The organism is Bradyrhizobium sp. 141, from assembly GCF_023074055.1.
Lineage (GTDB): Bacteria > Pseudomonadota > Alphaproteobacteria > Rhizobiales > Xanthobacteraceae > Bradyrhizobium.
This window is the reverse complement of record NZ_JADPKR010000015.1, coordinates 12919-32420: the sequence shown is the minus strand read 5'-3', so window position 1 is coordinate 32420 and position 19502 is coordinate 12919. Positions and strand designations below refer to the sequence as shown.

Annotated in this window: 17 protein-coding genes; 6 read left to right on the top strand and 11 right to left on the bottom strand. The window is 64.9% G+C overall.

What is annotated here, in order from left to right:
* Nucleotides 1–425: 425 nt before the first annotated feature.
* Nucleotides 426–1985, top strand: coding sequence for a winged helix-turn-helix domain-containing protein (locus IVA81_RS05500; protein ID WP_247313429.1), 1560 nt, complete (start codon nt 426–428; stop codon nt 1983–1985).
* Nucleotides 1986–2023: 38 nt separating this feature from the next.
* Here the strand turns inward: IVA81_RS05500 and IVA81_RS05495 are convergent, their stop codons facing one another.
* From IVA81_RS05495 to IVA81_RS05480, 4 genes are all read right to left on the bottom strand, one after another.
* Complete coding sequence (locus tag IVA81_RS05495) at nt 2024–2722, bottom strand: hypothetical protein (protein WP_247313426.1); 699 nt, start codon at nt 2720–2722, stop codon at nt 2024–2026.
* A gap of 86 nt (nt 2723–2808) precedes the next feature.
* Nucleotides 2809–3522, bottom strand: a complete 714-nt coding sequence (locus IVA81_RS05490) for a hypothetical protein (protein WP_247313423.1) — start codon at nt 3520–3522, stop codon at nt 2809–2811.
* A gap of 136 nt (nt 3523–3658) precedes the next feature.
* Nucleotides 3659–3907, bottom strand: a complete 249-nt coding sequence (locus IVA81_RS05485; protein WP_212087590.1) for a hypothetical protein — start codon at nt 3905–3907, stop codon at nt 3659–3661.
* A gap of 140 nt (nt 3908–4047) precedes the next feature.
* A complete protein-coding gene (locus tag IVA81_RS05480) occupies nt 4048–5022 on the bottom strand; it encodes a nitronate monooxygenase (protein WP_247313421.1) in 975 nt (324 codons plus the stop codon).
* Between the two features lie 123 nt (nt 5023–5145).
* Between IVA81_RS05480 and IVA81_RS05475 the strand changes: the two genes are divergently transcribed.
* Nucleotides 5146–6708, top strand: a complete 1563-nt coding sequence (locus IVA81_RS05475; protein WP_247313418.1) for an AMP-binding protein — start codon at nt 5146–5148, stop codon at nt 6706–6708.
* A 342-nt stretch (nt 6709–7050) separates the two neighbouring features.
* On the opposite strand, the gene IVA81_RS05470 is transcribed toward IVA81_RS05475, so the two are convergent.
* The 7 genes from IVA81_RS05470 to IVA81_RS05440 all read right to left on the bottom strand — a co-directional run bounded on the left by IVA81_RS05470 (nt 7051) and on the right by IVA81_RS05440 (nt 12773).
* The gene (locus IVA81_RS05470; protein ID WP_247313415.1) at nt 7051–7824 is read right to left on the bottom strand and encodes a thioesterase family protein; all 774 of its coding nucleotides are present in this window, start codon (nt 7822–7824) and stop codon (nt 7051–7053) included.
* A gap of 147 nt (nt 7825–7971) precedes the next feature.
* Complete coding sequence (locus tag IVA81_RS05465; RefSeq protein ID WP_247313412.1) at nt 7972–8940, bottom strand: nitronate monooxygenase family protein; 969 nt, start codon at nt 8938–8940, stop codon at nt 7972–7974.
* A 193-nt stretch (nt 8941–9133) separates the two neighbouring features.
* On the bottom strand, nt 9134–10534 hold the full coding sequence (locus tag IVA81_RS05460; RefSeq protein ID WP_247313407.1) for an aspartate ammonia-lyase: 1401 nt from the start codon (nt 10532–10534) through the stop codon (nt 9134–9136).
* 36 nt (nt 10535–10570) lie between these two features.
* Nucleotides 10571–11089 carry a hypothetical protein gene (locus tag IVA81_RS05455; protein ID WP_247313404.1) on the bottom strand — a complete coding sequence of 173 codons (519 nt, stop codon included), beginning with the start codon at nt 11087–11089 and terminating at the stop codon, nt 10571–10573.
* A gap of 46 nt (nt 11090–11135) precedes the next feature.
* On the bottom strand, nt 11136–11738 hold the full coding sequence (locus tag IVA81_RS05450) for a YqaA family protein (protein ID WP_247313401.1): 603 nt from the start codon (nt 11736–11738) through the stop codon (nt 11136–11138).
* 144 nt (nt 11739–11882) lie between these two features.
* Nucleotides 11883–12287 carry a phosphoribosyl-ATP diphosphatase gene (hisE, locus tag IVA81_RS05445; protein WP_246925923.1) on the bottom strand — a complete coding sequence of 135 codons (405 nt, stop codon included), beginning with the start codon at nt 12285–12287 and terminating at the stop codon, nt 11883–11885.
* Between the two features lie 117 nt (nt 12288–12404).
* Nucleotides 12405–12773: a hypothetical protein gene (locus tag IVA81_RS05440; protein WP_247313398.1), complete on the bottom strand. Its 369-nt coding sequence runs from the start codon at nt 12771–12773 to the stop codon at nt 12405–12407.
* 228 nt (nt 12774–13001) lie between these two features.
* On the opposite strand from IVA81_RS05440, the gene IVA81_RS05435 reads away from it, so the two are divergent.
* The 4 genes from IVA81_RS05435 to IVA81_RS05420 all read left to right on the top strand — a co-directional run bounded on the left by IVA81_RS05435 (nt 13002) and on the right by IVA81_RS05420 (nt 19496).
* Nucleotides 13002–14051, top strand: coding sequence for an ABC transporter substrate-binding protein (locus IVA81_RS05435; protein WP_247313395.1), 1050 nt, complete (start codon nt 13002–13004; stop codon nt 14049–14051).
* Between the two features lie 85 nt (nt 14052–14136).
* On the top strand, nt 14137–15945 hold the full coding sequence (locus IVA81_RS05430; RefSeq protein WP_247313393.1) for a glucan ABC transporter ATP-binding protein/ permease: 1809 nt from the start codon (nt 14137–14139) through the stop codon (nt 15943–15945).
* Nucleotides 15946–16134: 189 nt separating this feature from the next.
* Entirely contained in the window at nt 16135–17622 is a 1488-nt protein-coding gene (locus IVA81_RS05425; RefSeq protein WP_247313391.1) for a D-alanyl-D-alanine carboxypeptidase family protein, read from the top strand.
* Between the two features lie 188 nt (nt 17623–17810).
* A complete protein-coding gene (locus IVA81_RS05420) occupies nt 17811–19496 on the top strand; it encodes a long-chain fatty acid--CoA ligase (RefSeq protein ID WP_247313386.1) in 1686 nt (561 codons plus the stop codon).
* The last annotated feature ends 6 nt before the right edge of the window (nt 19497–19502 follow it).

The following is a 19502-nucleotide window of genomic DNA, read 5'->3' as shown; positions in this document are numbered from 1 at the left end:
TTTGAAAGCAGAGAATCATTCGGCTCACCGTTCGGCAAACGGAAACGCGCCAAATCACATAGATTCACAGCCTCTGAGGTGCGAGGCTTGCGATGCGAAGCAGCGCACGAGGAGCCTCGAAGGATGAGCGGCCGCGCTGCAAGCCGGGCCGTCCATCCTTCGAGGTCTCCGCCCAGCGGCGCAATTGCGCCGCTACGCTTCGGCGCCTCAGGATGACGGTGTTGGATGGGCGGACATCATCTCATTGGCTATCGGCCCACCGCAACATTCTAGCCGCAGTTGTATTCCCCTCCGAGAACGGCATGACAGCCATCTTTCGATGGCGATGAACCAAGCATCCCCTTCGGCAGACTCACAGTTTTCGACCCAAATTTCATTTTTGTCATTTTACCTGTCCGATTTCGCAACGAAGCCTGAGTTTCGACGTGCAGTTTCTGTTCAGGGACCACCTTCTCGATACCGACCTGCGCGAGCTGAGCCGCGAGCAGGTTCCCGTTGCCGTGGAGCCGCAGGTTTTCGATCTCGTCGTCCACCTCATGCAGAACCGCGACCGGGTGGTCAGCAAGGACGAGCTGATCGACAAGATCTGGCACGGGCGCAGCGTTTCCGAATCCACCCTGACCAGCCGGATCAACGCCGCGCGCAAGGCGGTCGGCGACAGTGGCGCGAGCCAGGCGCTGATCCGCACCATCTCCCGCAAGGGTTTTCGCTTCGTCGGCGATGTCGAGGCCAAGGGGGGCGCAGTCGCGCCGGAACACGGCCGCACCGCCTGGGTGCCGCACGCTGCACTCGCGCTTCCCGAGCGACCCGCGATCGCCGTGCTGCCCTTCACCAATATGAGCGGCGAAGCCGAGCAGGATTATTTCTCCGACGGCATCAGCGAGGACATCATCACCGCGCTGTCGAAGCTGCGCTGGTTCTTCGTCGTCGCACGGAACTCCTCCTTCGTCTACAAGGGTCGCGCCGTGCACATCCGCGAGGTCGCGCACGAGCTCGGGGTGCGCTACGTGGTCGAAGGCAGCGTGCGGCGGAGCGGCGATCGCGTGCGCATCTCGGCCCAGCTCAACGATGTCTCAAGCGGCAGCCATCTCTGGGCCGAGCGCTATGATCGCGAGCTCGCCGACATCTTCTCCGTGCAGGACGAGATCACCGAGGCGATCGTCGCCGCGATCGAGCCTCAGCTCTATGCCGCCGAGAGTTTTCGCGCCCAGCAGAAGCCGCCGGGAAGCCTCGACGCCTGGGACCTCGTGATGCGCGCATTGTCGCATCATTGGCGCATCACGCGCGAGGACAATGCCGCCGCGCAAGGGCTGCTCGAAAAAGCCGTCGCGATCGATCCCGCCTATGGCAAGGCGCTGGGCCTGCTCGCGACCAGCCATATCTTCGGTGCGCATATGGGCTGGGCCGACATGGCCGCGACGGTGCCGATCGCCGAGCGTGCGGCGCTCGCGGCGGTGGAGGCCGATCGCGAGGACGCCTGGGCCCACCATGGCCTCGCCTACACCTATCTGTTCCGCCGCCGCTTCGACGACGCGCTGGCGGAGTTCGAACTGGCGCTGCAGCTCAATCCAAATTTTGCAATGGCGCACGCTTTCTACGGCGTGACGCTGTGCTACGCCGGGCGATGGCAAGATGGCGACGCCGCCGCGCGTCGTGCGCTGCGGCTCAGCCCGCGCGACCCGCTCGCGGCGATCTATTGCGGGGTTGCGGCCTATGCCCGGTTCGTCGGCCACGACTACGAGGGAGCCGTGCAGATGGCGCGGGAATCGATGCGGCAACGCTGCGATTTCGTCGGCGCCCACCGCGTGCTGACGGCTGCCGCCGGGATGTCAGGAGATCCGGCACTCGCCGCTTCCGCCCTCGACGGTCTGCGCCGCGCTCAGCCCGCGGTCTCGCTCGCCTGGATCACGCGCGAGCTGCCGATGCTGCGGGACGAGGATCGCGCGCATTATCTCGAAGGATTGCGGCGCGCTGGACTGAAATGACAGCGACGTGACAATGACGGCGCACCTTCGTGTAGGCGCTAATCGTCGTCGGGCCCGAACAGCCTGATCTGCGGGCCGCCGCGCGGCCGGCCGGCATAATCGCGCGCATCGGAATCCTCGCGGATGTTGCGTGCGACGTCGTCCCAGTCGGTGCGATCGCGCATGCCGCGCTGCTCTCGGCCCTCATAGAAATGGCGACGCTCGGCCCAACGCTCGCGCCGCTCGATCCGGCGCCGTTCGGACGTGGCGCGCTTCACGTCGGAGTCTTTCGCCTTGGCATAGGCGTTCTCAGGGGAAGAAGCCGCATCGGCCGAGGCCTGCTGCTCGGCGGGTTTTGCGGCTTTCGGTGACGATGCAACGGTCGGCTTGGACTGCTCCTTGGGCGGCTCAACCACGGCAGCTTGCGAAGGCGGCGATGCCGGCGGTTCGGCGCTCGCCTGAGTGGGCTGTGTGTCAGGCTTTGCGACTTCGGGCTTTGCTTCGGCCTGCGCCGGCGCGGCAACGATCGCGCCGAAGGCTTGCGAGCCCGTGAGATAATTGACGCGTTCCGAGGGCGCGTTTGTCGCCGCTGGCGCGCCGGCGGATTCGGCGCGCTGCGCCATCTTGCTGGTGTCCGGCCCCTGTTTGGACGTCACCGGATTCATGATGTTGCCGGCAACGATGCCGCCGCCCAAACCAATGGCGATGGCTGCGACGATGGTTCCGGCACCGACGAAATAGGCTGTCGAGGCGCGCATTGATCCACTCCCTCTTTGGAGCGAGCAACGCGCGTTGATTGCCGGATGTTCCTGGTGTGGAAGCAGTTCCTGACGGAACTTACGCGTCAGATCTGCTGCGCGACCTTCTCCAGCCCGATGAGGCGGGCGAGCTTGCGCACTTCTTCCTTCTGATCGTCACGCAGCTGGAACAGCAGCGGCATAGCGGCCGACTTCAACTGCTGGACCTCGTCGCAATTCGGATCGATCTGCGCGCTAGGTGGCGCGTTCGGATTGGAGAGCTTGTTAGCCGAGATCTTGCGCACGACGTTGCGGAGCGCAGTCTCCACCGAAGGCCAGTAATATTCCTGCGACGACGACAGCTTCAGACGATCCCTGATCCCGGCGATCTGCGCGTCGGACAGCAGCGAATAGTTTTTCTGCGGCTGCGGCTTGGCCACGAGCTTTGGCTTGGCCGGGACTTCGACGGCGGGAACCTCCGCTGCGGCGGGCGCCTCATGCGCACTTGGTTTCGGCATCGGGAAATCCGACGGCGTGGCGGCAGCAAAGGCCTGGCGCAGCGGCTCGGTCAGCACGGGGGCCCGGGCAAGCTTGTCGGCGGGCACCTGGACCGGCTCATATGCGGCCGAAGCCAGCGCCAGCGTCGGGACCAGACGATCGGCCTTGGCGGCGCGGTTGGCTGCGAGCGGCTTCGGCGGAGGGGTCTGCGAGATCATCTCTTCGCTGACGCTGGGCACGCTGTCGCGGCCAAGAATGGCGGTCGTGGCGGCACCCAGGACGAGGAAGCAGGTCAGCACAACGATGGTGATGGCTTTGGACAAGCGTCTCTCCGGGAACGACGGCTTCACGAGTTTGTTAACGTTGCCGGGCAAAAGGGCACGAAATAAGGCTTGAGTGTGCCATCGTTGCGACAATCAGTATGTTTGACGCGACATACCCCGTAAAAAGCCAGGGAAATCAGGCAGCTACGGCCAGCTCGTAGGCGTCCTGGATGTCGGCGACGATCTCCGAGGCCTCCCAGACCGCGCGCGGCTCGACCGATTGCAGCGCCACCGTCCAGTTGCCGCCCCGGCGGGTGCGGGGGACGCTGACGATGTCGAAACGGACGTTGCGGCACAGCGGGTGGCGGGCCAGGGCATGAGCAACGCGAACGCGGATCTCGTCCAGCGAAGCCGCCGTCTTGGTGTTGAGATAATCGAAGTCCATCGCCTGTCCCTCTCGGCCCTGATTGGCGGCCGTGAGGGGATTCTTGGCGGGCGTTGGTTAATCTGCCGTTAAGTGAGGCGTTTCGAGCGAGCGCTCGATTGACTGTGATCGGGACGAGCGGCCCCTGCCTTTCCGCATTTCTACGGGGAGAGCTGTGCTCTCGCCTCACGATATTCGGCCGCCGTCCGCGCAACGAGATCGTCGACAGGGAGCACGTCGGTGACGCCCGAGGTGGACTGCCCGCCGCTCCAGATGTCGCGCCAGCGCTTCGGCCGGTTTTCGCGCGCGGCGACGTCGATATCCTTGCCGATGTCGATCGCGCCGCGCGCCGGCAGATCGTCGGGATCAAGCCCTGCGGCCACGATCGACGGCCTCAGCATGCTGGTCTGCAGGCCGGTAAAGGCGGTGGTGAGCAGGACGTCGTCGGCGCTGCTCTCGACCAGCATCCGCTTGTGGCGGTCGTCAGCCATGCTCTCGCGTGTCGCGATGAACTTCGTGCCCATATAGGCGAGATCGCAGCCGAGCACTTCCGCCGCATGCAGCGCATGGCCGTCGCTGATGCCGCCCGCGAGCACGATGATGCCGTCGTAGAATGCACGGACAGCGCGGACGAAGGCGAACGGGTTGAGCCAGCCGGTCTGCCCGCCGGCGCCCGCGGTGAGCAGCACCAGCCCGTCGGCACCTGCTTCCGCCGCGCGTTCGGCATGGCGGATGGAAGCGACGTCCGCCAGCACCAGCGCACCGGCATCGTGCAGCGGCTTCAACACGGGCGCGGGCGAGCCGACCGAAGTGATGACGACCTCCGGCCTATGTCGCAGCAGCACGGCGAGATCCTGCTCCAGCCGCGCATTGGAGCGGTGCACGATCAGGTTCGGACAGAGCGGCGCTGCCTTGCGGCCGCTTTGATCTTCGTGCTGGCGCAGCCGCGTCTCGATCGCCGTGAACCATTCATCGAGCTGGTCCGTGCTGCGGCAATTCACGGTGGGGAAGCTGCCGATGACCCCGTTGCGGCAGGCCGCGATCATGAGCTCGACGCCCGACACCAGGAACATCGGCGCTGCGATCAAAGGCAGGGCGAGACTATCGCGAAAGCGTTGCAGTCGATCGGATGTCACCTAAATCTCCCTGTCACTCTTGCCTCCCCGGACGGGCTTTGCCGTTTCATCCCGCGGTCCCTGTGCTAGCGTCATTAGCAACATTGGCACGCCAGAAGCCGGTGACAAGCAACGAGGAAACATATGTCCGATCCGCTCCACGCATCGTCCCCGACTTGCGCGCAGACGCTGCGGGCGCTGTCGCGCTATCCCGGCCGCACCGCTTTCGCATGGCCCGAGGGATCGCTGAGCTATCAAGGCACCATCGACCTGATCGGACGCATCCAGGGCGTGTTCATGCGGCTTGGATTGCAGCCTAGCGCACGCGTCGCCTTCCTCACCGCGAACCGGGCCGACACCTGGTGCGCCGGCGTCGCCGCGCAATTGTCGCGGCTCTGCATCACCTGGCTGCATCCGCTGGGATCGCTGGAGGACCAGCTGTTCCAGCTCGAGGATTCCGAGGCGGAGATGCTGGTGGTCGATGCGGCCACCTTCCGCGACCGCGGCGGCGAGCTGGCCGCGAGAGCGAGCCGACTCAAGGCAGTCTTCACCATGGGGCCAGCCGGCTACGGTGCCGATCTGCTGGCGGCGATCGAGAGCGCGGGACACGCCAGCGCGCAGTGCCTCGCCCGCCTCGACGATCTCTCCACGCTGAACTACACCGGCGGCACCACCGGCAAATCCAAGGGCGCGCTGCGCTATCACCGCGAGAATGCCGGAGCCGCCGCCGCGATCCTCGCCGATTTCGAGATCCCCGACGCCGCACGCTACCTCACGGTCGCCCCGATCAGTCATGTCGCCGGCACGAAAGTGCTGCCGACCCTGATGCGCGGCGGCACCGTGCACATGCTGAAGGGATTCGATCCCGAGGCCGTGCTGGCCACGATCGCGCGCGAGCGCATCAATTTCACGCTGTTCGTGCCGACCATGATCTACGTGCTGCTCGACCATCCTGCGTTGGGCAAGAGCGATCTGTCCTCACTCGAGCTGGTGCTCTACGGGGCGTCCGCAATGTCGCCGAGCCGGCTGGTCGAGGGCATCGAGCGCATCGGACCGGTGTTCTCGCAGCTCTACGGCCAGACCGAATGCTATCCGGTCTCGGTCCTGCGCAAGGCGGATCACGATCCCAAGACGCCCGAGCTGTTCCTGTCCTGCGGCTTCCCGATCGCGGCCTGCGAGGTCAGGATCCTCGACGATAACGATCAGGAGGTGAAGACGGGCGAGGCCGGCGAGATCTGCGTGCGCGCCCCGCATGTCATGGCGGAATACTGGAAGCGCCCGGACATCACCGCGCAGACGCTGAAGAACGGCTGGGTGCACACCGGCGACATCGCGCGGAAGGACGAGCGCGGCTACATGTTCATCCTCGACCGCAAGAAGGACATGATCGTGTCCGGCGGCTTCAACATCTTCCCGCGCGAGGTCGAGGACGTGCTGTCGCAACACGCCGATGTCGCCATGGTCGCGGTCGTCGGCATCCCCGACGAGAAATGGGGCGAGGCCGTCACCGCCGTCGTGGTGCCGCGCGAGGGCGTACAGCCCGATCCGGACGAGCTGATCAACCTGGTCAAGACGCGAAAAGGCTCTGCGCACGCGCCCAAGCAGATCCAGTTCGTCAAGCAATTGCCGATGACCGGCGTCGGCAAGGTCGACAAGAAGGTGCTGCGTGCGGGCTTCTGGAGCGGCCGGGACCGGATGGTGGGATAAATACCCCGGGATTCTACGGTGTCGTTGTTGCCCCGACACCACAACGCGCGACGGAGTGTCTGGCGGCGATGCCCACGCAATTGCCGCCGAATCAGGGAATCAACTAGACCGCTGATGGGGCTGGGAAGCGGAGAGTAAGATGAGAGTCGCTTCCCTGGAAAGTGCAGTCGCCGCGATCGCGTTGATCACGGCTATCATCGTGGTGCTGTGGGAGATCAAGATCTTCTACGGAATCTGAACAGGCAGGATGCCTCTTCGAACACGACCGAGCATCCCTTCCGCGGCGGCGGAAGCCTGCCGTTCAATCGGCCCAAAGAGCAATCGCGGCGCTTGCCGTCACGCTCACCGCTTCTCGATCACCAGGCTCTGCACCGCGCGGCCGAAATAGCCCTGGCGGTCGGCGAGGCGCGACATTGCGAGCCCGGTGCCGTCAGCGCCGATCCAGGACTCGCCGTCGAGCAGGATCCACTCGCCGACCGGCTGGCGTGCGAAGCTCACGGTGAGATCGGCGTTGATGTAGGTCCAAGCGCGGAAGTCGAGCATCGAGGCGGTGCCGTTGGAGAAATCGGCGGCGACCACGGCGCGCATCGCTTGCGAGACCGCCTCACCTGCGATCAGCGGATGGTCGACGCGAAACCAGATAGCGCCCGCACCGGCCTGACCGAAGCGGCCGCGCGCGGCACGCATCGAGACCGACCGAACGAACGGGCTGGTGGCAGCGTGGCCGTCCTCGGCCAGCGAGTCCTCCGGCGAGGGCAGCGTGACCGACAGCTCCTTGACGTCCTCCGGCAACGACAGTGCCTGGCGCCTGATCTTGAGCACGGTCGCGCCGACGACCTGCACGCCATCGGCGAGCAGCTGGATTGCGCAGAGCTGGATCTTGCGGCCCTCGCGCAGGATTTCGGTCACGATCGTGAGCGGCGCCACCGGCACCGGGCGCATCAGATCGATGGTGACGCGCGCGATGTCCATCGGCACAGGCGCCGGGATGCGTTCGGCCGCCCATGTCACCAGCGAGGCCGGCGCCGAGCCGTGCTGCATGCGCGGGTCCCAGGGACCAGCGGCATCCGGGCTGGTGACGACGCTGTTGCCGTCGACGCGGTAGATGGCTGTCATCGTTTCAATCGGCCTCGTTCACGTTCCCCGGACGCTGCGCAGCGCGTAGCGGTGCGCTGCTGATCCGGGGTCCATACGTTGCTTCAATGGATCCCGGCTCTGCGCAGCAGCGTTGCACGCTGCAGCGCGTCCGGGACACGAGAGCGATCACAACGGCGGATCGATCGCTTCGTCGTATTCCTTCTTGAAGCGCGCGATCAGTTCGGCGGCGGGCACGACGCCGTCGACGCTGCCGATGCCCTGGCCCGAGCCCCAGATCTCCTTCCAGGCCTTCGGCTTGGCGCGCTCGCCGGAGGCGTCGGTGCCGAAATTCATCTTGGAAGGGTCGGAGGTCGGCAAATCCTCGGGATCCATGCCGGCAGCGAGGATCGAAGGTTTCAGGTAGTTGCCGTGCACGCCGGTAAAGAGGTTGGAATAGACGATGTCGTCGGCGGTCGAGCCGGCAATCATCTCCTTGTACTTTTCGACCGCATTGGCTTCCTTGGTCGCGATGAAGGCTGAGCCGATATAGGCAAAGTCGGCGCCGAGGACGCGTGCGGCGCGGATCGCCTTGCCGTTGCCGATCGCGCCCGACAGCGCGATCGGGCCGTCGAACCACTTGCGGGTCTCGGCAACGAAGGCCAGCGGCGAGATGGTGCCGGCATGGCCGCCGGCGCCGGCCGCGACCAGGATCAGGCCGTCGGCGCCCTTCTCGATCGCCTTGTGCGCGAACTTCTGGTTGATCACGTCGTGGAAGACGATGCCGCCCCAGCCGTGCACGGCCTGGTTCAGCTCCTCGCGGGCACCGAGCGAGGAGATGATCATCGGCACCTTGTACTTGGCGCAGAGCTGCATGTCGTGGTCGAGCCGGTTGTTCGACTTGTGCACGATCTGGTTGACGGCAAACGGCGCCGACGGCCTGTCGGGATGGGCCCGGTCATAGGCCGCGAGTTCCTCGGTGATCCGCGCCAGCCATTCGTCGAGCAGCTCCGGCGGCCGGGCGTTCAGCGACGGAAACGAGCCGACCACCCCCGCCTTGCACTGCGCGATCACGAGATCCGGCACCGAGATGATGAAGAGCGGCGAGCCGATCACGGGGATCGACAGGCGTCCCTTGAACAAGGCAGGCATGGACATTGCGAGACGATCCTCTGTTGGCAGTCAATGGAAGGTTGGGCAACATACCAACAAGGCAATCTTTCCACTGTCAAGTATTGCGTTTTGGCGTTGTGGCGGATGCCGCTACCGCCATTCCAAGCCGCGGAATTCCTTCCTTCGCCATTCCGGGGCGACACGAAGCGTCGAGCCCGGAATGACGAGGAGAGACCGCCTACCCGATCAGATCCGGATTGATCAGCCGCTCGAACGAGAACATCTCGTCCCACTTCTCCTGCGTCAGCAGCTGGCGCTCGACCACGACGATCTGATGCAGCGACTTGCCGCTCTTGTAGCCTTCGCGCGCGATCTCGGCGCATTGCTTGTAGCCGAGCAGCGGCTTCAGCACCGTGACGATACCGAGCGAATTCAGCACCATATTGCGCGTGTGCTCCTCGTTGGCGGTGATGCCGACGACGCAGTTCTCGCGCAGGCTGTTGACCGCGCGCTCCATGGTGCGGATCGAGAAGAACAAAGCGAACGAGATCACCGGCTCCATCACGTTGAGCTGGAGCTGGCCCGCCGAGGCCGCGAGCGTCACCGTGGTGTCGAGCCCGATGACGAGGAAGCTGGTCTGGTTGACGACCTCGGGGATAACAGGGTTGACCTTGCCCGGCATGATCGAGGAGCCCGGCTGAAGCTGCGGCAGGTTGATCTCGTTGAAGCCGGCGCGCGGGCCGGAGGCGAGCAAGCGGATGTCGTTGCAGATCTTCGTCAGCTTGCTCGCCGTGCGCTTCAGGACGCCCGAGAGTTGCACATAGGCGCCGGTGTCCGAGGTCGCCTCGACGAGATCGCCCGCGAGGATGAAGTCGACGCCGGTGAGCGCGCTCAGATGCCGGACCGCGAGCTTGGGATAACCGACCGCCGCCGTGACGGACGTGCCGATCGCGGTGGCGCCGAGATTGATCTCGCGCAGCAGCGCCCGCGCTTCGGAGATACGGTCGACCTCCTCGCCCATCGTGGTGCCCCATCCCCGGAATTCGGCCCCGAGCGACATCGGCACCGCATCCTGGAGATGCGTGCGGCCCATCTTCAGGACGCGGTCGAACTCGCGGCCCTTGGCGAAGAAAGCTTCCTGGAGCTGGCGCAGCGCGGTCATGTAGCTTTCGAGCCGCAGGATCAGCGCGAGCCGAAAGGCGGTCGGATAGGTGTCGTTGGTCGATTGGCCATAATTGACGTGGTCGTTGGGACTGACGTGCTGGTAGTCGCCCTTGCCGAAGCCGAGCGATTCCAGCGCGAGATTCGCGATCACCTCGTTGGCGTTCATGTTGGTGGAGGTGCCGGCGCCGCCCTGGATGAAGTCGGTGACGAACTGGTCCATCATGTCGCCGGCGATGACGCGGTCGCAGCCGAGGATGATCGCGTCCGCGACCTTGGCCTCGATCGCGCCGAGATCGCGATTGGCCATGGCGGCGGCCTTCTTGACGTAACCGAGCGCCTTCACGAAGTAAGGCTCCTGGTTCATCGGAATGCCGGTGATGTGGAAGTTCTCCTTCCCGCGGATGGTCTGAACGCCGTAATAGATGTCGTCGGCGATCTCACGCTGTCCGAGGAAATCCTGCTCCGTACGGCTCATGGGCGCTCCTTGCTGCATGCGCGCGAGGCCTTCACGTCAGTTCTGGCACAGCGCGCTGGTCACGAAAGTATCGGTGCGGCAGTCGTCAGGTTTGCGGGTCCGACCCGGGATCAGAACCTTGGCCGAGCATTTTTCCGCGGAGTCGGCATTCAGGCTCTTGCCGTCCTTGTAGCCCTTGCTCTGGCAGAGCTGGTCGGCGGCCTGCTTGCAGTCGGGCGCGCCGTTCGACGAGGCGGGACAAGCCACGCGACCCGACACCATGGTCGAGGGCTTTGCCAGCCGCGACAGATCGTTCATGGTCTCACTGGGGCTTTTGATCGGCGGCAGGATCGAGGGCAGCTTGTCGAACAACTTGCCCATTTCGTTGAACAGCCAGGGATTTTCTGCAGGTGCGGGCGTCGAGGGCGGCGGCGCAGCCTGCGGCCCTTGCTCCTGCAAGCCAAGCGACGGCGGCGCCGATTGCGCCCACCCGGTCCCCCCGGCACCGAGCAGGAGCAGCATTGCTGACATCAGCGTCCCGAGCCGCAGAGCCGGATTGCCGGATCGAACCATCATGACGGCAACCGTAGCCGAAGCCGGCCCTGCGGCAAAGCGCGGAGGTCTAGATCAGCTTGATCGCCACCACGAAGCCGAGCACCAGCACGGCAGCACCGATCGCCACCACGAGTCCAAGATGCTTCTCGATCCTGACCCGGATCCAGTCGCCATAGCGGTTGAGCAGGATCGCCACGATGAAGAAGCGTCCGCCGCGCGCGACGATCGAGCACAGGACGAACAGGACGATGTTGTAGCCGGCAAAGCCCGAGGTAATCGTCACGAGCTTGTAGGGGATCGGCGTCAGCCCCTTGAGCAGGATGATCACCGCGCCCCATTCCGCATAGGAGGCGCGAAAGGCCTCGACCTTGCCGCCGAGGCCGTAGACCTGGATCAGCCATTGGCCGACCGAGTCGAACAGTAGCGCACCGATGGCGTAGCCGACGACGCCGCCGAGCACCGAGGTGACGGTACAGACCATCGCATAGACCCAGGCGCGCTGCGGACGCGCCAGTGACATCGGAATTAGCATCACATCCGGCGGGACCGGAAAGAAGGAGCTTTCGGCGAAAGACACGACTCCCATAATCCAGAGCGCGTAGGGCTTGTGGGCGGCGTCGATGCACCAATCGTAAATACGTTTCAGCATGGCGCCGCGATGAAGCACCATGGGACGGATTTGTCCATGCCGAGATTGAGGCGAATTATGACGTTTCGAGCATGATCCGGAAAAGTGTGCAGCGGTTTTCCGAAAAGATCATGCTCAAACAAGAGGCTAAAGCGCGATGACCGTTCATCCTGGTCTCATCGCGCTTTAGTGGCGCTTGCGCGCGGTACGGCCCTCGAGCGCGACAATTGGCCGCCTGGCGGCCACGCGCGGTGACGCGACTTTGGGCAGCTTCATCGAGGATTTCGGCAGCTTCTCGGCGATGCCGAGCATGTCTTCACGCCGCGTCATTTCGCGCCAGACGTCCTCGGGACGTACGCCGGCAGAGGCCCAGAGCACGGTGAGATTGTAGAGCAGGTCGGCGCTTTCCCGGATCACGGCCTCGCTATCGCCGTTGACCGCATCGATCACGACTTCGATGGCCTCTTCAGCCAGCTTCTTCGCCATTTTGGAAGGCCCGCGCTGAAACAGCCGGGCCGTACGCGATGTTGCCGGATCAAGATCTCTGGCCGCGAGCACAGCCAGATATAGCCGCTCAAGCGAATCACTCATGATACTCAAAACTACTCTAAAGCAATGTCGAGCGCGTTAACGCGCGACAATAAAAGCAGAAAACAGGCCGGCGCGGCGCCCGCGACGGCCTGTTCTGGTCAACCTGTGCTGCCAAAGCTAGTAGCAGTTCTGGTGATAACCCTGGCCGCAGAACTCGGACGGAGCAGTGCCGCCATAGCGCTGATATTGGAAGTTCGGCCCCGGACCATAATAGGGACCGTAGGCAGGAGCGCTGTAATAGGCCGGACCGCCGTAATAGCCGTACCCCGGACCGTAGTCATAGGCGTAGGCATCGCGGCTGGCGGCGATGGCGAGACCGGTTCCGATGGCCGCGAAGGCCGCAGCAGCGGCCACGCCGCCTCCACCGCGATGCCAGTGGCGGCCGCCCGCATATGAAGCGGTCGGGGCAATTGCGGTCAGCGCCAGCACCGCGGCGGTGGCAAGAACGGCCTTTCGGCCCGCAAACTTGGAGAATCGCTCGAACATGTCTTGGGCCCTCCTTCGGGACCTGGAATGGACGCCTGCGGACAGGCTCATGTCTCTCAAACCCGCATGACCTAAGTTGGGTTCCCCAACCCCAACACAAGCTGAACGGGGTTGCGTAACGATGCCGCAACGCCGCTCATCCTCCGTTCATGTTGGCGCGGACAGACTGACTGCCGGCCGGCGCTGCGAGCGTCACGAAACCATAACAATGCGGGACCGGCGCACCTGATGTCAGACTTCAAGTCGATCGCGCTTCGTTGCCTGCTGGCCCTCTCGATCCCGCTTGCGACACTGATCGCCCGCGATGTCAGCGCGGCCGAGACCGCTGCGCCCTCCGTTGCGATCCACTTCAGCTTCGACCGACCATTGGACGCGAGCATGGCGCCGTTCTTCCTTGCGGCGAAGGACGGCAGCTTCAGCGCCGAGCGTCTCAACGTGTCCTTCAGCAGCGCAACCGGATCGCCGGAGGCGCTCGCACGCGTCGCCAAGGGCGACAGCGAGCTTGCGCTCGTCGACATCAACGAGCTGATCCGCTTTCGCGACAAGGAAGATGCGGCGCCGGTCAAAGCCGTGTTCGTGCTGTTCAACCGCGCGCCCTACGCGATCGTCGCGCGCAGGAGCCGAGGCATCCATGTGTTGCCCGATCTCGACGGCAAGACCGTCGGCGTTGCTGACGGCGATCTGTCGATGCGGCTGTGGCCGGCGCTGGCGCAGCAGAACGGCATCAAGGTATCGCGCGTCAAATTCCACAAGATTGGCGCCGCGGTACGCGAGCCGATCCTGTCCGCAGGACAGGTCGATGCCGTCGCGGGCTTCAACTATCTCTCCGCGGTGAACCTGCGCGACCGCGGCGTGCCCGGAGCCGATCTGGTCGTGCTGCGTTATGCCGACTATGGCTGCGAGGCCTATGGTTTCGCCGTGGTGGTCAATCCCGCCTTCGCCGCAGCAAAGCCGGACGCAGTGAAGGGCTTCGTCCGCGCCTTGATCGCCGGCATCGCCGCGACCGTCAAGGAGCCGGCGCGTGCGGCGGACGAGGCCGCGAGCCGCATCGACGACGGCGAGCGCGACCTGGAGCTGGAGCGCTTGCGCACCGTCCTCGCCGACAACGTCCTGACCGACGAGGTCAAGCGCAACGGTCTCGGCGGCATCGAACCGCCGCGCCTGGAGCGCTCGATCGACCAGATCGGGCAGGACTTCAAATTCCGTAAGCGGCCTGGCGCGGGCGATATCTTCGACGACCGGTTCCTGCCGCCGGTGGCGGGGCGGCTGATCAACTGAGCAAAACTGACAGCTTCCGCTATATCTCGCGCGCGATCCCTGCTTAGAATGCGGGCTCCGTCATCCGTCCGAGTTCGTCGCCCGCATGTCCATCCTCCGTCTCTACACCCGCGTTCTCGAGCTGCTCGGCAAGGAGGCGCGGCTGGGCTGGCTGCTCGCGGTCGTCAATCTCCTGCTGGCGGGTTCGCAATTCGCCGAACCCGTGCTGTTCGGCCGGATCGTCGACGTGCTCTCCGGCAAGACGGTGGCAGGCTCCAACTCCGCCTGGCCGTTCCTGGCGGCCTGGGTCGCATTCGGGCTCTTCACCATCCTGTGCAGCGCGCTCGTGGCTTTGCAAGCCGACCGGCTCTCGCACCGCCAGCGCCAGGCGGTGCTGACCGACTATTTCGAGCACATCCTGCAACTGCCGCTGACCTTCCACTCCGGCACCCATTCTGGTCGGCTGATGAAGGTGATGCTCAACGGCACCGATGCCCTGTGGCGGCTGTGGCTCGGCTTCTTCCGCGAGCATTTTGCGGCGATCCTCTCGGTCGTGGTGCTGCTGCCGCTGTCGCTCTACCTGAACTGGCGGCTCGCGATCCTCCTGTTCGTGCTCTGCATCGTCTTCACCGCGCTGACCACCTTCGTGGTGCGCAGGACCTTCGGCATGCAGATGGCGGTCGAGGAGCACTACAGCGAGCTTTCCGCCCGCGCCTCCGATGCGCTCGGCAATGTCGCGCTGGTGCAGAGCTTTGTCCGTGTCGAATCCGAGGTAAAGGGGCTGCGCTCCATCGCCGATCAATTGCTCGAAGCACAGATGCCGGTGCTGTCGTGGTGGGCGCTCGTCACCGTCATCACGCGCGCCTCCACCACCATCACGGTGCTCGCGATCTTTACGCTCGGCATCGCGCTGCACGACCAGGGGCTCACCTCGGTCGGCGAGATCGTGATGTTCGTGAGCTTTGCGACGCTGCTGATCCAGAAGCTCGAGCAGGTCGTGAGCTTCATCAACAACGTGTTCATGGAAGCGCCGCGCCTGCGCGAGTTCTTTGGCGTGCTCGATGCCGTGCCCGCAGTGCACGACCGGGCCGACGCGATCGATGCCGGCAGGCTGTCCGGCCTCGTCGAGTTCAACGACGTCACCTTCTCCTATGACGGCAAGCGGCCGGCGATCGAGGACCTCACCTTCACCGCGCTGCCCGGCCAGACCATCGCGCTGGTCGGCCCGACCGGCGCGGGCAAATCGACCGCGATCGCGCTGCTGCACCGCGCCTTCGATCCGCAATCCGGCTTCATCAGGATCGACGGCATGGACGTGCGCGGCGTGACGCTGACGTCGCTGCGGCGGAACATCGGCGTCGTGTTCCAGGAAGCGCTGCTGTTCAACCGCTCGATCGAGGAGAATCTGCGCGTCGGCAAGCCGGACGCGACCGAGGCCGAGATGCGCAAGGCGGCCGCGCGCGCGCAGGCGCTCGATTTCATCGAGCGCAGCGGCGGCTTCGCGACCAATGCCGGCGAGCGCGGCCGCATGCTGTCCGGCGGCGAGCGGCAGCGTCTGTCGATCGCCCGCGCGCTGCTGAAGGACCCGCCGATCCTGATCCTGGACGAAGCCACCAGCGCGCTCGATGCCGTCACCGAGACCAAGGTGAATGCCGCTCTCGACGAAGTGATGAGGGGCCGCACCACCTTCGTGATCGCCCACCGCCTCTCCACCATCCGCAACGCCACGCGGATCCTGGTGTTCGAGAATGGGCGCGTGATCGAAACCGGAACTTTCGATGAACTCGTGGCCAAAGGCGGCCATTTTGCCGAGCTCGCCAGGGCCCAGTTCATGGTCCATGAAACCCCTCAAGCGAGCACACGGGCCAGCATGACGGCGGCTGAGGCTGCCGCGACGGCAGCCAAATCCCCGTAGCAAGTCCTCATAACATCGTCGAAATTCGGCCTATTTCATTGCGGAATACCCCGCTGTTGCCCCTATTCTCGACGCACCAGCCGGTATAGGTTTGCGACGCCGCAAGCGGCGGCGCTGGATTTCAAAACCGAACATCAGATCACGAGAACCGTCCGGAACCGGCGGGTCTCCAAGGACCGGAATCGGATAGTGCACGCCCTACGCCCGCTGCTTCGCAAATCGCTGTTCAACCTGTTCGCTGCGAGCCTCGCATGCGCCGCATTGCTCGCGCCGCGCGCGGCGAGTGCCGAAGCGCTGCTGCTGATCGAGGCCGACAGCGGCAAGGTGCTGCAGGCGGATAACGCGACCATTCCCTGGTATCCGGCCTCCGTCACCAAGATCATGACCGCCTATGTGACGCTGAAGGCGGTCAAGGACGGCAGGCTGACGCTCGACACGGTGCTCACCGTATCGCCGACGGCGGCCTCGCAATCGCCCTCGAAAATGGGGTTCCGTCCGGGAACGCAGCTCACCGTCGACAATGCGCTGAAGATGATGATGGTCAAGTCGGCGAACGACATGGCCGTGGTGCTTGCCGAGGGCGTCGGCGGCTCGATCGACGGCTTCTCCGCGATGATGAACGACACCGCCAGGAAGCTCGGCATGACGCAGACCAGCTACGTCAATCCGAACGGCCTGCCCGCCGACGGCCAGATCACGTCGGCGCGCGACCTCGGCATTTTGGCGCGCTCGTTCCTGCGCGATCTGCCGGAATACGAGTATTTCATGCACATCCCGGCGATCCGTTTCGGCAAGCGCGTCACCGGCAATTTCAACAAGCTGATCGGCCGCTATCCCGGCGCCGACGGTTTCAAGACCGGCTTCATCTGTGCCTCCGGCTACAATCTCGTGGCGTCGGCGACGCGCAACGGCCGCCGGCTGATCGCGGTGGTGCTGGGTGCGAGCTCCGGCACCGCGCGCGCGGTGAAAGCGGCGCAGCTGCTCGAGCGCGGCTTCGGCCAGGACAATCTGACGTGGCTGCGCCCCTCGCTCGGCACGGTCGACAACCTCGTGCCGGTCGACGCCTCGCCGCCGAACCTGCGCGACGAGATGTGCGGCGGCCATCGCAAGCGGCCGGCCAGCGACGACGACGATGCGCTGATTGCAGCCAATGGCGGCATGACCGGATCGGCTTCAGCCACCGGCGGCGAAGCCCAGGTCACCTTCTTCACCGCCGGCCTTCAGCCGCCCCTGATGAAGGCGTCCGAGCTGATGGCCTCGGCCCCGGCGGCGGCCGAGCCCGTGCTGGTCTATACCGGCCCGACCCGCACCGGCACCGCCCTGATCGCGGCGGTCGCGGCCGATGCCGACCAGCAGGCCGCGTCAAAGCCGCGTGGCAAGAAGTCGCGCGTCGCCAAGAAGCCCGACGCGGCCGACAAGCCGAAAGACGCGGGCAAGGACAGCAACAAGGATACCAAGACGGCCGCGGCGAAGCCGGATGCCAAGCCGGCTGCGGCCAAGAGCGACGGTAAGAACGACGCCAAGACGGCGGCGAAGCCGGCGGCGCCCAAGCATGCTGCGGCCAAGCACGATACGGCGGCAAAACCCGCCGAGAAGCCTGCGGCAAGCGGCGATCCGAAGCCCGCCAAGCCCAAGGCCGCGACCAAGCCCGCCGCCAAGCCGGCCAACAACAGTTAACGGCGCCCTCACCGCGACAGCCGGCGCTTCGCACTTGCGGCAGCGCCGTTCGCGATGATTCCAGTAGCTCCTCCCCGACCTTTGCCCTAAGCCTCGACGGCTTGCCACGCGTTCCGGCAGGTTCGATACTGGCGGCAATGAGGCAAGCCCGAGACACAACGGGCTCTGGTCAATGAGGGGAGTTTTCCATGGAGCGCATCTGGCTCAAGCAGTATCCGCCCGGCGTGCCTGCCGATATCGAGCCGACCCAATACGCGTCGCTGGTCGACCTGCTGGAGGAGAGCTTCACCAAGTTCGCCGACCGCAAGGCGTTCATCTGCATGGACAAGGCGATCAGCTACCGCGACCTCGACCAGATGTCGGTCGCGCTCGCCGCCTATTTGCAGGGCCGCGGGCTGCAGCGCGGCGCGCGCGTCGCCCTCATGATGCCGAACGTGCTGCAATATCCGGTTGCGACCGCCGCGGTCCTGCGCGCCGGCTTCGCGGTCGTCAACGTCAATCCGCTCTATACCCCGCGTGAGCTCGAGCACCAGCTTAAGGATTCCGGTGCTGAAGCCATCATCGTGCTGGAGAACTTTGCTCACACCGTCGAACAGGTGATCGCGAAGACCGCGGTGAAGCATGTCATCGTCGCCAGCATGGGCGACCTGCTCGGCTTCAAGGGCGTGATCGTCAACCTCGTCGTCCGCCGCGTCAAGAAGATGGTACCGGCGTGGTCGCTGCCCGGCGCTGTGTCCTTCAACGACGCGCTCTCGGCCGGTCGCGGCATGACCTTCAACAAGCCAAAACTCTCGCCGGGCGACGTCGCCTTCCTGCAATATACCGGCGGCACCACCGGCGTCTCCAAGGGCGCCACCCTGCTCCACCGCAACATCGTCGCCAACGTCCTGCAGAACGACGCCTGGCTCCAACCGGCGATGGCCGCGCCGCCGCATGTCGATCAGCTCATGATCGTCTGCGCGCTGCCGCTCTATCACATCTTCGCGCTGACGGCCTGCTACCTGCTCGCGGTGCGCGCCGGCGGCTGCAATCTCCTGATTCCCAACCCGCGCGACATCGCGGGCTTCGTCAAGGAGCTGGCGAAAGTCCAGGTCAACAGCTTCCCGGCCGTGAACACGCTCTACAACGGCTTGATGCACCACCCTGATTTCAAGAAGCTCGACTTCTCCAAGCTGAAGATCTCGAACGGCGGCGGCATGGCGGTGCAGCGTCCCGTGGCCGATCAATGGAAGGCGATAACCGGTTGCTTCATCGCCGAAGGCTATGGGCTGTCGGAGACCTCGCCGACGCTGACCTGCAATCCGGCGACCGCGACCGAGTTCACCGGCACCATCGGTCTCCCCGTTCCCTCGACTTACATCTCGATCCGCGACGACGACGGCAACGAAGTCCCGCTCGGCCAGCCTGGCGAGATCTGCGCGAAGGGTCCGCAAGTGATGTCGGGTTACTGGAACAGGCCGGAGGAGACCGCCAAGGTGATGACCGCGGACGGCTATTTCCGCACCGGCGACATCGGCGTGATGGACGAGAAGGGCTACACCAAGATCGTCGACCGCAAGAAGGACATGATCCTGGTCTCCGGCTTCAACGTCTATCCGAATGAGATCGAGGAAGTGATCGCGAGCCATCCGGGCGTGCTCGAATGCGCCGTGATCGGCATCCCCGATTCCAAGTCGGGCGAAGCGGTGAAGGCCTTCATCGTCAAGAAGGATCCGAACCTCACCGCGGAAGTCGTGATCAAGTTCTGCCAGGAGCAGCTGACCGGCTACAAGGTGCCCAAGCACATCGAATTCCGCACCGACCTGCCCAAGACCAATGTCGGCAAGATCCTGCGCCGGCAGCTCCGCGACGAGAAGAAGGCGGAGGCGGCGTAAGGCCGC

Bases quoted from the DNA above. Each gene is read 5' to 3' on its own strand.
- IVA81_RS05440 (WP_247313398.1), bottom strand. From the start codon at position 12,773: ATGTTCGAGCGATTCTCCAAGTTTGCGGGCCGAAAGGCCGTTCTTGCC.
- IVA81_RS05460 (WP_247313407.1), bottom strand. From the start codon at position 10,534: ATGAGCCGTACGGAGCAGGATTTCCTCGGACAGCGTGAGATCGCCGAC.
- IVA81_RS05455 (WP_247313404.1), bottom strand. From the start codon at position 11,089: ATGATGGTTCGATCCGGCAATCCGGCTCTGCGGCTCGGGACGCTGATG.
- IVA81_RS05420 (WP_247313386.1), top strand. From the start codon at position 17,811: ATGGAGCGCATCTGGCTCAAGCAGTATCCGCCCGGCGTGCCTGCCGAT.
- IVA81_RS05475 (WP_247313418.1), top strand. From the start codon at position 5,146: ATGTCCGATCCGCTCCACGCATCGTCCCCGACTTGCGCGCAGACGCTG.
- IVA81_RS05470 (WP_247313415.1), bottom strand. From the start codon at position 7,824: ATGACAGCCATCTACCGCGTCGACGGCAACAGCGTCGTCACCAGCCCG.
- hisE (WP_246925923.1), bottom strand. From the start codon at position 12,287: ATGAGTGATTCGCTTGAGCGGCTATATCTGGCTGTGCTCGCGGCCAGA.
- IVA81_RS05495 (WP_247313426.1), bottom strand. From the start codon at position 2,722: ATGCGCGCCTCGACAGCCTATTTCGTCGGTGCCGGAACCATCGTCGCA.
- IVA81_RS05465 (WP_247313412.1), bottom strand. From the start codon at position 8,940: ATGTCCATGCCTGCCTTGTTCAAGGGACGCCTGTCGATCCCCGTGATC.
- IVA81_RS05430 (WP_247313393.1), top strand. From the start codon at position 14,137: ATGTCCATCCTCCGTCTCTACACCCGCGTTCTCGAGCTGCTCGGCAAG.
- IVA81_RS05435 (WP_247313395.1), top strand. From the start codon at position 13,002: ATGTCAGACTTCAAGTCGATCGCGCTTCGTTGCCTGCTGGCCCTCTCG.
- IVA81_RS05450 (WP_247313401.1), bottom strand. From the start codon at position 11,738: ATGGTGCTTCATCGCGGCGCCATGCTGAAACGTATTTACGATTGGTGC.
- IVA81_RS05485 (WP_212087590.1), bottom strand. From the start codon at position 3,907: ATGGACTTCGATTATCTCAACACCAAGACGGCGGCTTCGCTGGACGAG.